Here is a 13,350-nt window from a genome sequence, read left to right as displayed (position 1 = left end):
GTCAGTCTACTCATCGTCGAGGGCGGTCGCGTCCGGGTCGTCTTCAGCGCGCAGGCTCGCGGCGTGTCGCGCACCGCTCGCGGCCTTCTCAGCATCGCGGATCCGCTTGCGCAGATTCTTGTCGGTGATCTCGCGGTCGCCGACGGCTCCGGGCGTCCAGACCTCCTGGTCCTCGTCCCCGTAGCTGCGCTTCGACGCGCGCCGCTTCACCTCGGGTGGGATGGAGCCCGGCGCGAGCTTTCGGGCCGTGAGCAGGAACCCCGTGTGCCCGACCATGCGGTGGTCGGGGCGCACGGCGAGGCCGTCGACGTGCCACCCGCGCACCATCGTCTCGCTCGCCTCGGGCTCCGTGAATCCGCCCATTCCGCGGACGAACTCGGCAATGCGGCTGAGCTGGGTCGCCGTTGCCACGTAGCAGAGCACGACGCCGCCGGGCGCGAGCGCGTCGCTGACGGCCGGCAGCACCTCCCACGGGGCCAGCATGTCGAGAACGACCCGGTCGACGGTGCCGTCCGGAACGTCCCGAGGGAGTGCCTCGGCGAGGTCGCCGAAGTGGATCTCCCACTGCGAGGGGATCTCGCCGAAGAACGTCTCGACGTTCGCGCGGGCGACGTCGGCGAACTCCTCGCGCCGCTCGAAGGACAGCAATCGCCCCTCGTCGCCGACCGCACGCAGGAGAGACATCGACAGCGCGCCGGATCCGACACCCGCCTCGACGACGACGGCCCCCGGGAAGATGTCGGCCTGGGTCACGATCTGCGCCGCGTCCTTCGGATACACGATCGCTGCGCCGCGCGGCATCGACATGACGAAGTCGCGCAGCAGCGGGCGGAGGGCGAGATACTCATGCCCGCCGGTGTTCACGACAACGGATCCGTCGGGCCGCCCCTCGAGCTCCGAGTGGGCGAGCACGCCGAGATGCGTGTGCAGTTCGCCGTCCTCGCGCAGCGTGATCGTGTGGAGCTTTCCCTTCGGCCCCGTCAGCTGGACGCGATCGCCGTAGCGGAACGGCCCGCGCGGCGCCGTCACGCCCGCTCCTCCGCCGGCGCTGCGCGATGTGCGCGCCAGAGCTCTGCGAGATCGACCGCCGAGCGCCCGTCAAGCGTGGGCCACAGCTCTCGTGCCCCGAGCCCGTCGAGCGCCACCATGTGTGGCACTCCCAGTGCCGTGGCGCCCGAGGCGACGGCGGCACGGAGGCCCGTCGGCGAGTCCTCGATCGCGACGCAGTCACGGATGTCGACGCCGAGCGCGCGAGCCCCTTCGAGATAGGGATCCGGGTACGGCTTAGGCCGCGCGACATCGTCGCCCCCGAGGATGGCGTCGAACGCGTCGAAGCCGATGAGCTCCGCGATCTGCTCCGCCATACGGCGCCGCGACATCGTCACGATGGCTGTCTTCACACCCGCCGCGCGCAGGCTGCGCAGAAGCTCTCGGGCACCGGGTCGGAACGGGACGCCGTGAGTGCTCACGCGCTCCAGGACACGATCGGTGAGGTGCTCGACGAGCTCGGTCACACCCATCTCGACACCGGCCGCCTGCAGGATGCGGGCCGAGCCCTCGAGATCGCTGCCCACGAGCCGCAGCGCGTCTTCATGGGTCCAGGTGCCGCCATAACTCTCGACGAGAGGCCCCTCGACCGCGATCCAGTACGGCTCGGTGTCCACGAGCGTGCCGTCCATATCCCAGAGCACGGCCCGAGGCCACGCGGAGTCGCTGAAAGTCACCGGACCAGCCTATGAGGTCTAGCCTGGTGGGACACCCGATAAGAAGGGAGCCCGGTGGACGACAGCACCCAGCAGGCACTCGGTCCGCGTGTCGCGGTCGCCGCATTCGACGGCTGGAACGACGCCGGCGAGGCCGCATCGCATGCCGCGGGCGTGCTTCGCGACGCGCAGCCGAGCATCGAGATCGCCTCGGTGGACCCCGAGCTGTTCTTCGACTATCAGTACACACGCCCGTCCATCCGCCTCGACGGGGAGGCCAGACGCGTCCTCGATTGGCCCGAAGCGACCCTTCATCGACCGCTGGATCCCCGCGGATACTGGACGCTGCGCGGTGTCGAGCCGGCGCGAGCGTGGCGAAGCTTCACCGCCGAGTTCATCGATGCCATGCTCGCCGAGGACATCACGGGTCTCGTCACCGCCGGTGCGATGATGAGCGACGTCCCTCACACCCGTCCCATCGCGGTGCACGCGACGAGCGAGAACGAGCTCCTGCGCGATCAGCTCGAGATCGATCGCAGCCGATACGAGGGCCCCACCGGAATCCTGGGCGTCCTCACGGACGCGGCCGAGAGCGCAGGGATCCCCACTGTGTCACTGTGGGCGAGCGTGCCGCACTATGTCGCGGGCGCGTCGCCCTCCCCGAAGGCGACCCTCGCGCTGCTCGAGCGGCTCGGCGATCTGACCTCCCGCGAGGTCGATCTCGGCTCGCTGCCGACCGAAGCGGCGACATGGGAGGCGACGGTCGACGCGGCCGCGGCCGACGACGAGGAGATGTCCGACTACATCCGGCAGCTCGAAGAGGCGCGCGACACGTGGGACTCGCCCGAGGCGTCGGGCGACGCGATCGCGCAGGCCTTCGAGAAGTACCTCCGCGGCGATGGCCCTGGGAAGGGCCGTCCGCCACGCGGATGAGCCGTCAGGCGGTGCCGAATGGTGTCAGCACGCCCATCGCGAGCAGGATCATGATCGCCGCGCCGAGCAGGACTCGGTAGATCACGAACGGCATGAACGTGCCGGTCTTCAGGTATCGCATCAGGTACGCGACGACGACCCAGCCGACAAGGAACGCGACGACGGTCGCCACGATTGTGCCGCTCCAGCCGTAGGGCCCGACATCGCCCTCCTCCAGGCCGTGCTTCAGCTCGTAGAGCCCGGATCCGAACACGGCGGGAATCGCCATGAGGAACGAGAACTCCGCCGCGGTCGTGCGCTGATAGCCGAGCGCCCGAGCCGCTGTCGTCGTCGCTCCCGATCGCGACACGCCCGGCACGAGCGCGAGCGCCTGGGCGACGCCGATCGAGATGCCGTGCGGGTAGGTCACGTCGCTCATCTCGCGCCGGCGAGCACCCCAGCGGTCGGCGACGCCGAGGATGATGCCGAAGACGATGAGCACGGCCGCCACGAGCCACAGATTGCGGAAGACGTCGCGGATGTAGTCCTGCAGCGTGAATCCGAGGATGCCGATCGGGATCGAGGCGACGATCACGAGCCACCCCATGCGCGCGTCGGGATCGTTCCGGGGCACTCTGCCGACGAGGGAGAGCGCCCAGCGCTTGATGATCGTGACGATCTTCGTCCAGAAGTAGACCAGCACCGCGAGCTCGGTGCCGATCTGCGTGATGGCCGTGAACGTCGCCCCGGGGTCGGCGGCGGACGGAAGGAACTCGCCGACGACGCGGATGTGCGCGCTCGACGAGATCGGGAGGAACTCGGTCAGCCCCTGGACGAGGCCGAGGACGATCGCCTCGATGATGTGCATTCGCGTGCTTTCTGGAAGATCAGGTCAGTAGGTGCGGATGAGGTCCGTGAGGACGCCCTGCCCGAAGGTGAGCGCGTCGACCGGGACCCTCTCGTCGACGCCGTGGAACATACCCGTGAAGTCGAGCTCGCGCGGGAGCTTGAGCGGCGCGAAGCCGTATCCCGTGATGCCGATCGTCGCGAGCGACTTATTGTCGGTACCGGCGCCGAGCAGGTACGGCAGCACGGGGACGCCCGGATCGTGGCGCCCGAGCGCACCGACCATGGCCTCGACGAGCGCGCCCGAGAACGGCACCTCGAGCCCGATGTCGCGGTGGAAGATCTCGACCTCCACGTCGTCGCCGACGAGCTCGCGGATCTCGGCGAGCACGCGGTCCTCCGTGCCGGGCAGGACTCGGACGTCGACCGTCGCGGTCGCCTGGTCAGGAATCACGTTGTGCTTGTAACCGGCCTCGAGACCGGTCGGGTTCGTCGTCGTGCGCCAGGTCGAGGCGAGGAACGCCTCGGCCGCGCCCGCAGCTCTCGCGATCTGGTCCGGGTCCTCGCTGTCGTCTCCGCAGATGGTGCGCATACCGTCGAGGAGCGCGCGCGTCGTGTCGGTCAGCTCGACGGGCCACCTCGTGGATCCGAGGGCTTCGACCGCGCGAGCGAGACGGGTGACGGCGTTGTCGGCGTGGACACGACTGCCGTGGCCTGCGCGGCCGCGCGCCCGCAGCGTGAGCCACATGAGTGCCTTCTCCCCCACCTGCAGCAGGTAGGCCGACTCGTCGCCGACGGGGATCGAGTACCCGCCGACTTCGCTGATCGCCTCGGTCGCCCCCGCGAACCACTCGGGATGGTCGCGCACGACGAGCGCGGATCCCTCCACACCACCGTTCTCCTCGTCGGCGAAGAACGCCAGGATGAGGTCGCGCTCGGGCTTCTCTCCCGCTCGCAGCAGTTCGGCGACGGATGCGAGGATCATCGCGTCCATGTTCTTCATGTCGACGGCGCCGCGGCCCCACAGCAGGCCGTCGCGGATCTCGCCCGCGAACGGATCCACCGACCAGTCGGCGGCGACGGCCGGAACGACGTCGAGATGCCCGTGCAGCACGAGCGCGGGCTTGTCCGGGTTGCGCCCCTCGACGCGCGCCATGACGTTCGTGCGACGCTCGATGGGCTCGTAGAACTCAGGCTCGAGGCCCAGTTCGCGAAGATACGCGCCGACGTACTCGGCGGCCTCGCGCTCGCCCTTCGCATTGCCGCCGCCGTAGTTGGTGGTATCGATGCGGATGAGGTCGCGCGCGACGCGCACGACCTCGGGAAGCTCGTGAGTGGGCATACGCCCAACGCTACCCGGACGCCTCCCGGCCCCCGTGAAAGGCCTCACGGATTCGGGAGTCTCCCCGAAGGGACTCAGGAACGGACCGCGGCTCAGGCGCGCGCGGCCGTCTGCTCGTCGTCGAAGATCTGGCCGACCGGCTGTCTCTTCTCGGCCTGGAACGTATCCTCCGCGCGCCCTGCGGCCCAATAGGCCGACAGAGACAGGCGCGCGCGCTCGATTCCCCACTCCGTGTGGAGGACGGGGCGCAGTCGCTTCATCGCCTCGCGCTCACCGTGGGCGAAGACGTCGACGGACCCGGTCGGCCGATCGAGCGCCTCGACGGCGGCGACGAGCGCGGATCCGTACGGTGCGCCGTCTCGATGGAGCCAGCGGATGTCGACGCCCGCGGGCGCGGAGATCGCAATCTCGTCGCTCGGAGATCCGACCTCGATGAGCGCCCGGCCGACCGCCTCGGACGGGAGGCTCTCGATTGCAGCGGCGATCGCGGGGATCGCGGCGTCATCGCCGAGGAAAAGATGCTCGTCCACCGCGGGATCCGGCGCGTACTTGCCGGCCGGATCCGACATGCACAGCCGGTCGCCGGGCGCGGCGTTCGCGGCCCACGGCCCCGCGATCCCTTCGTCTCCGTGCACGACGAAGTCGATCGCGATCGTGCGTGACTCGCGGTCGATCGCGCGAACCGTGTACGTGCGGCGCGACGGCATGTCCTCGGGCGAGAGACGCTCGCGGAGCGCGTCGAGGTCGTAGGGAGGCTCGAGGTCCAGCTCGGGCTTGGCGAAGAGAAGCTTCACGTATGCGTCGGTGCTGCCGCGCTCGGCCGCGGTCGCGGCGAACGCATCGAAACCCGATCCGGCGAGGTGCACACGCATCAGGTGCGGGCTCACCCGCTCGGTCGAGACGACCTCGAACACGTACTGCGGGCGGGGCTTCTTCGCGGCGTTCATCCCGTCCATCCTCACACAGGTCGAGTGAGGTTCACCTAAGTCGACCCGAGGATTGCGTAAACTTGCCCGACGGAACATACTTTCCATATGGAAAGCGAATCAGATCCCGCGGGAACGGCTGCCGAGCTCCTCGCCGCCCATCGTCGGGTGAGCGAGCGGGCGCGAGTCGTTCCGCGCGAGTACGTGCTGATGCTCATCTGGTCGGCCCTGTTCGTGGCGGCCTTCATCGCGGCCCACCTCCTCACCGCCAGCACGGAGGAGCCCACGTCTCCGATGACACTGCTGTTGCCGATCGTCGCGTTCGGCTCCCTCATCCAGGGGACGAACGAGCGCTTCGGCGTGAGGCCCCGCCTTCCCCGCGCGGCGGTCATCATCTCCGTGGTGCTCCTGGTCTCCTTCTTCGTCCTCCTCGCGCTCGCGATCTTCGGACCCGGGTATCCCTGGTGGGTCGGTCTCGCTCTGCCGATCGTGTGTCTCGCCGGTTTCGTCCCGTCCGGCCGGCGCCTCCTGATGCGGTCGCGCCGCGACGAGCACAGCACCTGGTCCACGGGCCCTCTCAGCATGCCGGTGCGCGCCTCGACGTGCTTCGTCGGCTCGGCGATGGGCGTGCTCATCGCGACGCAGTCATTCTCACTCGCCGCAGCGATCGCGGCCGTCGTCACCATGGTCACGCTGGCTGCACTGATCTTCGCCTGGACGACGCCGTTCGGACTCAATCGCGTCGGATTCGAATGGGGACGGATCCACTGGATCGCGTTCGGCTTCGCGACCGCACTCTCGCTGGCGACCTCCGTGCTCGGCGCATCGACGACGATCCTCCGGACACCCATGACGCTCATCCTCGGCGTCCTTGCCGCGGCGCCGATGATCGCGACCGCATTCGTCGCGACGCGGGAGCGGTGATGGGCCACCCGCGCCACGACCTGGACTCCGCGTTCCAGACCCCGATCCGCCTCTCGCTCATGGCGGCCCTGCTCGACGCCTCGCAGATCGACTTCGGCACCCTGCGCGACCTCATTGAAGCCGATGACTCAGCCGTCAGCAAAGGCATCGCCTATCTCGAGCGCGAGGGGTATGTGACGACGACGAAGGGCTACGTCGCCGCTCGACCCCGAACCTGGATCGCGACAACGGCAATGGGTCGCGCCGCCTACGCCCGCCACCTCACGGCCCTCCGCGCCATCGCCGAGGGGTGAGCCGTGGCGGTCGACGGCGCTGGCGCTGAGGAACCCGCAGCTGCCCCAGTACCAGCGGGCGACGCGTCATCTCTGACGGCCCCGCCGACCGCCGAGCACCTCGGCTGTCACCGACAACCAGGTTCGCGCCACGCCACCGCTGTCGAGCAATCGCCGATCTTCGCACACGACACCCCCTGAGGCGGCCCCAGCGCAGGACGTTCGCGTCTCGAGGACAAGGTCGACCGCGCTGGCACGCTGCTCACCGAATCACACAGGCCATCTCCCCGACTCAGCCGAAGGCCTTATCGAAGCCGAGGCTTCGGGCGATCACGCCGAGCTGCACCTCCGTGGATCCCTCGCCGAGCGTGAGGATGCGCGCGTCGCGGTAGTGGCGTGCAACCGCGTTCTCGTTGAGGAATCCGTATCCACCCCAGATCTGCGTCGCGTCGTTGGCGTTCGCGACAGCCGCCTCCGAGGCGACGAGCTTCGCGAGCGATGCCTGCGTCGTGAACGGCATCCCCCTGTCGATCCGGTGCGCGGCGTCGTGCATGACGGCACGCGCGGCGGCGACGCGCGACTGCATCCGCGCGATCGTGAACGCAATGTGCTGGTTGTCGCCGATCGGCTTGCCGAACACCTCGCGGCGCTTCGCGTGCGCGACCGTCTGCTCAAGGCAGCCCTGCGCGGCGCCGACGCAGAGGGCGGCGAAGGCGACACGCCCCTCGTCCAGGACACTGAGGAAGTTCGCGAAGCCCCGCCCGCGCTCCCCCAGCAGATTCTCCTCGGGCACGCGCACGCCGTCGAACACGAGCGGATGCGTGTCCGAGGTGTGCCATCCGACCTTGTCGTAGGCGGGCAGCGCGGTGAAGCCCTCGGTCGGCACGGGAACGATGATCGTCGACAGCTCAGGACGACGCGTCCCGTCGCTGCCCGCCTTCGTGCCCGTGACGGCGGTGACCGTCACGATCTCGGTGATCGGCGTGCCCGAGTTGGTGATGAACTGCTTCGAGCCATCGATGAGCCACGAGCCGTCTTCGAGCACAGCGGTCGTCTTCGTGCCGCCGGCGTCGGATCCGGCGTCCGCTTCTGTGAGTCCAAAGGCCGCGAGCCCCTCGCCGCGCGCGAGCGACGGCAAGTAACGGGCCTTCTGCTCGGGGGTGCCGAAGCGGAAGATGGGCATGGCGCCGAGACCGAGGCCCGCCTCGAGTGTGACGGCGATCGACTGGTCGACCCGCGCGAGCTGCTCGACGGCGACGCAGAGGTGCAGGTAGCTCTTGCCCTGGCCGTCGTACTCGGCGGGCAGCGGCAGCCCGAACAGACCCATCCGCCCCATCTGCCGGATGATCTCGATCGGCAGCCGCCGCTCGGTGTCGTACTCGTAGGCGGCGGGCGCGACGACGTCGTCGGCGAACTCGCGCACGCGGCGGGCGAGGTCCTGCAGTTCGGGCTCGAGCATCTCGGTGCCGGGAACGGGCGTCTGGACGGGGGTGATGAGCGACATCGTCGTCTTCTCCTTCACGGACGGGGGCTCGTGGCCCCGCGGTGGGCGCGCGCAAGGATGCTGCGCGCGTGCATGAGCACGGGTTCGTCGACCATGCGGCCCTCGAAACGGAAGGCGCCCGGGCGGCGCTCCCCTTCTTCGAGGATCCGCTCCGCCCATGCGACGCGCTCGGCGCTCGGGGCGAAGGCGTCGCGGATCGGGGCGACGTGCGAGGGATGGATGGCGGCCTTCGCGGCGAAGCCGCTCGCGGCCGCGTCATCGGCCTCTGTCCGGCAGCCGTCGACATCGGCGATGTCGGTGCGGATCGCGTCGATCGCGCCCCGACCGGCGGCGCCCGCGGCGAGGAGCACCTGCGAGCGCGCGTGCGCCGCGATGTCGCGATAGGCGCCCGAGGCGTGGCGGCTGGACGTACCGCCCATCGACGCGACGAGGTCCTCCGCACCCCACATGAGCGCGACGACGCGCGGGTGCGCGGCGATGTCGGCGGCGCGGACGACGCCCGCCGCCGTCTCGCAGAGCGCGATCACGTCGCGCGCGCCGAGCGCGTCGACATCGGCGGGCGATGTGGCCTTGGGCAGCATGACGGTGCGGTAGGCAGTGCGTGCGAGGACCGCGAGGTCGTCGGCGAGGTGCGCGCTGTCCGCGGCGTTCACGCGGACGATCGTGCGATTCGGATCCAGCGACGATGCCGCGACCGCCTCGCGCGCCGCGGCCTTGTCCTCGGGCGCGACGCCGTCCTCGAGATCGAGGATGACGGCATCAGCCCGTTCGGCGGCCTTGGCGAAGCGATCCGGCCGATCGCCAGGGCAGAACAGCAGCGCGGGGCCCATCGAGAAGCTCACGGCGCGCTCGTTCCGTCCGGGCGCCCCTGCATGAGGACGGTGCGCACGGCGCGCGCGACGACCTCGCCGCGCTGGTCGCGGCCCGTGTGCTCGAGCGTGACGATCCCCTGGCCGGGGCGCGACGCCGAGGGCCGGGTGTCGCGCACGCGCGTCTCACCGTAGAGCGTGTCTCCGTGCCGCAGCGGCGCCGGGAAGGCCACCTCGGAGAAGCCCAGATTCGCAACGATCGTGCCATTCGTGAGCTGTCCCGTCGACATGCCGACGATCGTCGCGAGCGTGAACATCGAGTTCACGAGGCGCTCGCCGAACTCGGTCTGCGCCGCCCAGTGTGCATCGAGGTGCAGCGCCTGCGTGTTCATCGTCATGGTTGTGAACAGCACGTCGTCGGCCTCGGTGACGGTGCGCCCCGGGCGATGCTCGTAGACGACGCCGATCTCGAACTCGTCGAACCACAGCCCGCGTTGCGTGATGCGGCGCTCGCCGCCCTGCGGATCCGTCATGATCCCTCCTCGTCCTGCGCGTCCGGAGGCGTCACGGTCGCGAGCTCCTGCCCGCGCGCGACCTGCTCTCCCGTCGTCACCTGCACGCCCACGACACCCGCGACGGGCGCCCGCAGCACGTGCTCCATCTTCATCGCCTCGACACTCACGATCGCCGCCCCTTCGTCCACCACGTCGCCGTCCGCGACGTGCACGGCGACGACGGATCCGGGCATGGGCGAGTCGAGCGTCGGCGCGGCCCCGGCGCGCTCCCGACGCGCGGGGCGCACGGGTTCGATGCACCAGGTGCCCGTCGGATCTGCGACCCACGCATCGCCCGCGGATCCGATCCGCACGAGGACCCGCGGCAGGGCGCGGAAGCGCACCGCCCCGCCGTCGCGCTCCACGCGCAGATCAACACGGCGCTGCTCGGCGTCGCCGCCGAGCGAAGGAATCCCGTGACGTGTCACGGTCGCGACGCCATCACCGTCCCGCAGCCGCACGGAGGCGCCGAGGGCGCCGCCCACACGCCAGCCATCAGCCGCCCATGCGCGTTCGCCCCCCGCGGCTCGCTCGATCACCGCGAGCCCGGCGTGCGCGAACACCGCATCCGGCGTTTCCCTCTGGACGAGCCGCTCTGCTTCGTGGTCGATGAGCCCCGTGTCGAGATCTCCGTCCCGCACACGCGGCTCCGCGAGCAACGCGCGCACGAAGTCCGTGTTCGTGCGCACGCCGAGGAGGAGCGTACGGGAGAGCGCGTCGTCGAGGCGGGCGAGCGCCTCCGCGCGCGTCGGCGCGTGCGCGATCACCTTGGCGAGCATCGGGTCGTAGTGCGCCGTCACGACATCGCCCGTCTCGACGCCCGCGTCCACGCGGATCCCCTCGCCCGCCGGCCACTCGGCGAGCAGCACCTCGCCGCCCGTCGGGGTGAAATCGGCCGACGGATCCTCCGCATAGATGCGCGCCTCGATCGCGTGACCCACGTGCCGGATCCCGTCCTGCGCGAGCGCGAGGCGCTCCCCCGCCGCAACGCGCAGCTGCTGCTCGACGAGGTCGATTCCCGTGACGAGCTCGGTCACGGGGTGCTCGACCTGCAGGCGCGTGTTCATCTCCATGAAGAACGGCTCGTCGGGCCGCTCGCCCGAGACGATGAACTCGACCGTGCCGGCCCCGACGTAGCCGACGGCACGTGCCGTCTCGCAGGCGGCGCGTCCGATCCACTCCCGCTGCTCCGGCGTCAGCAGGGCACTCGGCGCCTCCTCGACGACCTTCTGATGCCGTCTCTGCAGCGAGCACTCGCGCTCGCCGAGATGGATCGTCGCGCCCGACGCATCCGCGAGCACCTGCACCTCGATGTGGCGCGGGGCGGAGACGAATCTCTCGACGAACAGGGTGTCGTCGCCGAAGGCGCTCGCCGCCTCGCGTCGCGCCTGCGCGAGCGCCGCCGGCAGATCGGCGGGATCGTCGACGCGATGCATGCCCTTCCCTCCGCCGCCCTGCGATGGCTTCACGAGAACGGGATACCCCACGCGCTCCGCACCCGCGGCGAGCGCCGCGTCGTCGAGGCCCGGCTCGGAGACGCCCGGGACAGTCGCCACGCCGCGCTCTTCGACGGCGGCGCGGGCGCGGATCTTGTCGCCCATCGTCTCGAGCGCCGCAACGGGAGGTCCGATGAACGCGATCCCCGCGTCGGCCAGGGCGCGCGCGAGGCTTGGGCTCTCCGAGAGGAAGCCGTACCCGGGATGTACGGCCTGCGCCCCCGTCTCGCGCGCGGCCCGCAGGATCGCGTCGACGTCGAGATACGAGCGTCGGGCGTCGGCCGGCCCGATGCGCACGGCTTCGGTCGCGGCGCGCACGTGCATCGCGTCGGCATCTGCGTCCGAGAAGACGGCGATCGAGGCGATACCCAGGCGGTCGAGGGTGCGGATGATGCGCACCGCGATCTCCCCGCGGTTCGCGATGAGGACCTTGTCGAACACGGCGATCACATCCGGAAGACGCCGTAGCGCACATCGGGCAGGGGCGCCCGGCCCACCACGTCGAGGGCGAGGCCGAGAACGCGCCGCGTGTCGGCGGGGTCGATGACGCCGTCATCCCAGAGCCGGGCGGTCGAGTAGTACGGTGACCCCTGCCTCTCGTACTGGGCGCGGATGGGCTCTTCGAAGGCCGCCTGCTCGTCGGGGCTCCAGGATCCTCCGGCCGCCTCGATCCGCTCGCGTTTCACCGTCGCGAGCACGCTCGCGGCCTGCGGGCCGCCCATGACCGATACGCGGGCGTTCGGCCACAACCAGAGGAAGCGCGGGTCGTATGCGCGGCCGCACATCGAATAGGTGCCGGCGCCGAAGGATCCGCCGATCACGACCGTCAGCTTCGGGACGCGTGCGCAGGAGACGGCGGTGACCATCTTCGCCCCGTGCTTCGCGATCCCGCCGCGCTCGTACTCGCTGCCGACCATGAAGCCCGTGATGTTCTGAAGGAACACGAGCGGGATCCCGCGTTGATCGCACAGCTCGATGAAGTGCGCGCCCTTCTGGGCGCTCTCGCTGAACAAGACCCCCTGATTGGCGACGATGCCGACGGGATGGCCGAAGATCGACGCGAAGCCTGTGACGAGCGTCGTTCCGAAGCCGGCCTTGAACTCATGGAAGGCACTGTCGTCGACGACGCGGGCGATGACCTCGCGGACGTCATACGGCGTCTGCAGGTCGACCGGAACGACCGACGACAGCGTGCCCGGATCGACCGATGGCTCTCTCGGCTCTCCGACCGACCACGGCGGAGCGGGATCCGGCGGCAGCGTCGCGACGATGTCGCGGACGATGCGCAGGGCGTGCGCGTCGTCATCGGCGAGATGATCGGCGACGCCCGACACGGTCGCGTGCAGCTCGCCGCCGCCGAGCTCCTCAGCGGAGACGATCTCCCCCGTCGCGGCCTTCACGAGCGGCGGGCCGCCGAGGAAGATCGTGCCCTGGTCGGCGACGATCACGGTCTCGTCGCTCATGGCCGGAACATACGCGCCGCCCGCGGTCGAGGATCCCATCACGCACGCGATCTGCGGGATGCCGGCCGCGCTCATCGTCGCCTGGTTGTAGAAGATGCGACCGAAGTGATCGCGATCGGGGAACACCTCGTCCTGCATCGGCAGATACGCGCCCCCGGAGTCGACGAGCGAGACGCACGGCAGGCGGTTCTCTCGCGCGATCTCCTGCGCGCGCAGGTGCTTCTTGACGGTGAGCGGGAAGTAGGTGCCGCCCTTCACCGTCGCGTCGTTGGCGATGATCATGCAGAGGCGGCCCGAGATGGCGCCGATCCCCGCGATCACGCCGGCCGCCGGGGCCTCGTCGTCGTAGCAGCCGTTCGCTGCGAGCGGGGCGATCTCGAGGAAGGGGCTGCCGACGTCGAGCAGCCGGTCGACGCGTTCCCGGGGCAGCAGCTTGCCGCGGGCGGCGTGGCGTTCCCGGGCCTGCGAAGAACCGCCTTTCGCTGTGGCGGCGAGGCGCGCGCGGAGATCATCGACGAGCGCGCGCATCGCCTCCTGCCGCCGCGCCCCGATCTCCCCGCGCGCATCGACCGCGGTCGTGAGCCGTTCCGTCATCTCGC

At 70.2% G+C, this 13,350-nt stretch carries 13 protein-coding genes; 3 read left to right on the top strand and 10 right to left on the bottom strand.

Going from position 1 to position 13,350, the window contains the following annotated elements; translation table 11 throughout:
- Positions 1-6: 6 nt before the first annotated feature.
- Both C0012_RS07795 and C0012_RS07790 read right to left on the bottom strand, forming a co-directional pair.
- On the bottom strand, positions 7-1,029 hold the full coding sequence (locus tag C0012_RS07795) for a tRNA (adenine-N1)-methyltransferase (RefSeq protein ID WP_110589159.1): 1,023 nt from the start codon (positions 1,027-1,029) through the stop codon (positions 7-9).
- The gene (locus C0012_RS07790) at positions 1,026-1,724 is read right to left on the bottom strand and encodes an HAD family hydrolase (RefSeq protein ID WP_332835676.1); all 699 of its coding nucleotides are present in this window, start codon (positions 1,722-1,724) and stop codon (positions 1,026-1,028) included. The genes C0012_RS07795 and C0012_RS07790 overlap by 4 nt, the downstream gene beginning before the upstream one ends.
- Positions 1,725-1,778: 54 nt before the next feature.
- Here C0012_RS07790 and C0012_RS07785 point away from each other — a divergent pair, with 54 nt between their 5' ends.
- A complete protein-coding gene (locus C0012_RS07785; RefSeq protein WP_110589161.1) occupies positions 1,779-2,636 on the top strand; it encodes a PAC2 family protein in 858 nt (285 codons plus the stop codon).
- 4 nt (positions 2,637-2,640) lie between these two features.
- Here C0012_RS07785 and C0012_RS07780 read toward each other — a convergent pair whose 3' ends face one another.
- From C0012_RS07780 to C0012_RS07770, 3 genes are all read right to left on the bottom strand, one after another.
- Positions 2,641-3,483 (bottom strand): undecaprenyl-diphosphate phosphatase, encoded by an 843-nt coding sequence (locus C0012_RS07780; protein ID WP_110589162.1) that lies wholly within the window; start codon positions 3,481-3,483, stop codon positions 2,641-2,643.
- 24 nt (positions 3,484-3,507) lie between these two features.
- Positions 3,508-4,803: a M20/M25/M40 family metallo-hydrolase gene (locus C0012_RS07775; RefSeq protein WP_110589163.1), complete on the bottom strand. Its 1,296-nt coding sequence runs from the start codon at positions 4,801-4,803 to the stop codon at positions 3,508-3,510.
- Between the two features lie 92 nt (positions 4,804-4,895).
- Positions 4,896-5,750, bottom strand: coding sequence for a siderophore-interacting protein (locus C0012_RS07770; RefSeq protein WP_110589164.1), 855 nt, complete (start codon positions 5,748-5,750; stop codon positions 4,896-4,898).
- A gap of 87 nt (positions 5,751-5,837) precedes the next feature.
- Between C0012_RS07770 and C0012_RS07765 the strand changes: the two genes are divergently transcribed.
- Positions 5,838-6,653 (top strand): hypothetical protein, encoded by an 816-nt coding sequence (locus C0012_RS07765; protein WP_110589165.1) that lies wholly within the window; start codon positions 5,838-5,840, stop codon positions 6,651-6,653.
- Positions 6,653-6,946, top strand: a complete 294-nt coding sequence (locus C0012_RS07760) for a transcriptional regulator (RefSeq protein ID WP_110589166.1) — start codon at positions 6,653-6,655, stop codon at positions 6,944-6,946. The genes C0012_RS07765 and C0012_RS07760 overlap by 1 nt, the downstream gene beginning before the upstream one ends.
- A gap of 271 nt (positions 6,947-7,217) precedes the next feature.
- Here the strand turns inward: C0012_RS07760 and C0012_RS07755 are convergent, their stop codons facing one another.
- The 5 genes from C0012_RS07755 to C0012_RS07735 are packed head-to-tail and all read right to left on the bottom strand — an operon-like array spanning position 7,218 to position 13,345.
- Complete coding sequence (locus C0012_RS07755; protein ID WP_110589418.1) at positions 7,218-8,429, bottom strand: acyl-CoA dehydrogenase family protein; 1,212 nt, start codon at positions 8,427-8,429, stop codon at positions 7,218-7,220.
- 14 nt (positions 8,430-8,443) lie between these two features.
- Positions 8,444-9,271 (bottom strand): HpcH/HpaI aldolase/citrate lyase family protein, encoded by an 828-nt coding sequence (locus tag C0012_RS07750; protein ID WP_269777928.1) that lies wholly within the window; start codon positions 9,269-9,271, stop codon positions 8,444-8,446.
- Positions 9,268-9,771 carry a MaoC family dehydratase gene (locus C0012_RS07745; RefSeq protein WP_110589167.1) on the bottom strand — a complete coding sequence of 168 codons (504 nt, stop codon included), beginning with the start codon at positions 9,769-9,771 and terminating at the stop codon, positions 9,268-9,270. Before C0012_RS07745 ends, C0012_RS07750 begins: the two co-directional genes overlap by 4 nt.
- Entirely contained in the window at positions 9,768-11,729 is a 1,962-nt protein-coding gene (locus C0012_RS07740) for an acetyl/propionyl/methylcrotonyl-CoA carboxylase subunit alpha (protein WP_110589420.1), read from the bottom strand. The genes C0012_RS07745 and C0012_RS07740 overlap by 4 nt, the downstream gene beginning before the upstream one ends.
- A gap of 5 nt (positions 11,730-11,734) precedes the next feature.
- Positions 11,735-13,345, bottom strand: a complete 1,611-nt coding sequence (locus C0012_RS07735; RefSeq protein ID WP_110589168.1) for a carboxyl transferase domain-containing protein — start codon at positions 13,343-13,345, stop codon at positions 11,735-11,737.
- Positions 13,346-13,350 lie beyond the last annotated feature (5 nt).

This window comes from Microbacterium suaedae, assembly GCF_003254645.1.
Taxonomy (GTDB): Bacteria; Actinomycetota; Actinomycetes; order Actinomycetales; family Microbacteriaceae; genus Microbacterium; species Microbacterium suaedae.
Note: the sequence above shows the minus strand (reverse complement) of the source record. Positions and strands in the feature narration are given on the sequence as shown.

What these genes read in the sequence shown, in the direction of transcription:
- C0012_RS07780 (WP_110589162.1), bottom strand. Translation starts at nt 3,483, where the DNA reads ATGCACATCATCGAGGCGATCGTCCTCGGCCTCGTCCAGGGGCTGACC.
- C0012_RS07775 (WP_110589163.1), bottom strand. Translation starts at nt 4,803, where the DNA reads ATGCCCACTCACGAGCTTCCCGAGGTCGTGCGCGTCGCGCGCGACCTC.
- C0012_RS07770 (WP_110589164.1), bottom strand. Translation starts at nt 5,750, where the DNA reads ATGAACGCCGCGAAGAAGCCCCGCCCGCAGTACGTGTTCGAGGTCGTC.
- C0012_RS07765 (WP_110589165.1), top strand. Translation starts at nt 5,838, where the DNA reads ATGGAAAGCGAATCAGATCCCGCGGGAACGGCTGCCGAGCTCCTCGCC.
- C0012_RS07760 (WP_110589166.1), top strand. Translation starts at nt 6,653, where the DNA reads ATGGGCCACCCGCGCCACGACCTGGACTCCGCGTTCCAGACCCCGATC.
- C0012_RS07755 (WP_110589418.1), bottom strand. Translation starts at nt 8,429, where the DNA reads ATGTCGCTCATCACCCCCGTCCAGACGCCCGTTCCCGGCACCGAGATG.
- C0012_RS07745 (WP_110589167.1), bottom strand. Translation starts at nt 9,771, where the DNA reads ATGACGGATCCGCAGGGCGGCGAGCGCCGCATCACGCAACGCGGGCTG.
- C0012_RS07735 (WP_110589168.1), bottom strand. Translation starts at nt 13,345, where the DNA reads ATGACGGAACGGCTCACGACCGCGGTCGATGCGCGCGGGGAGATCGGG.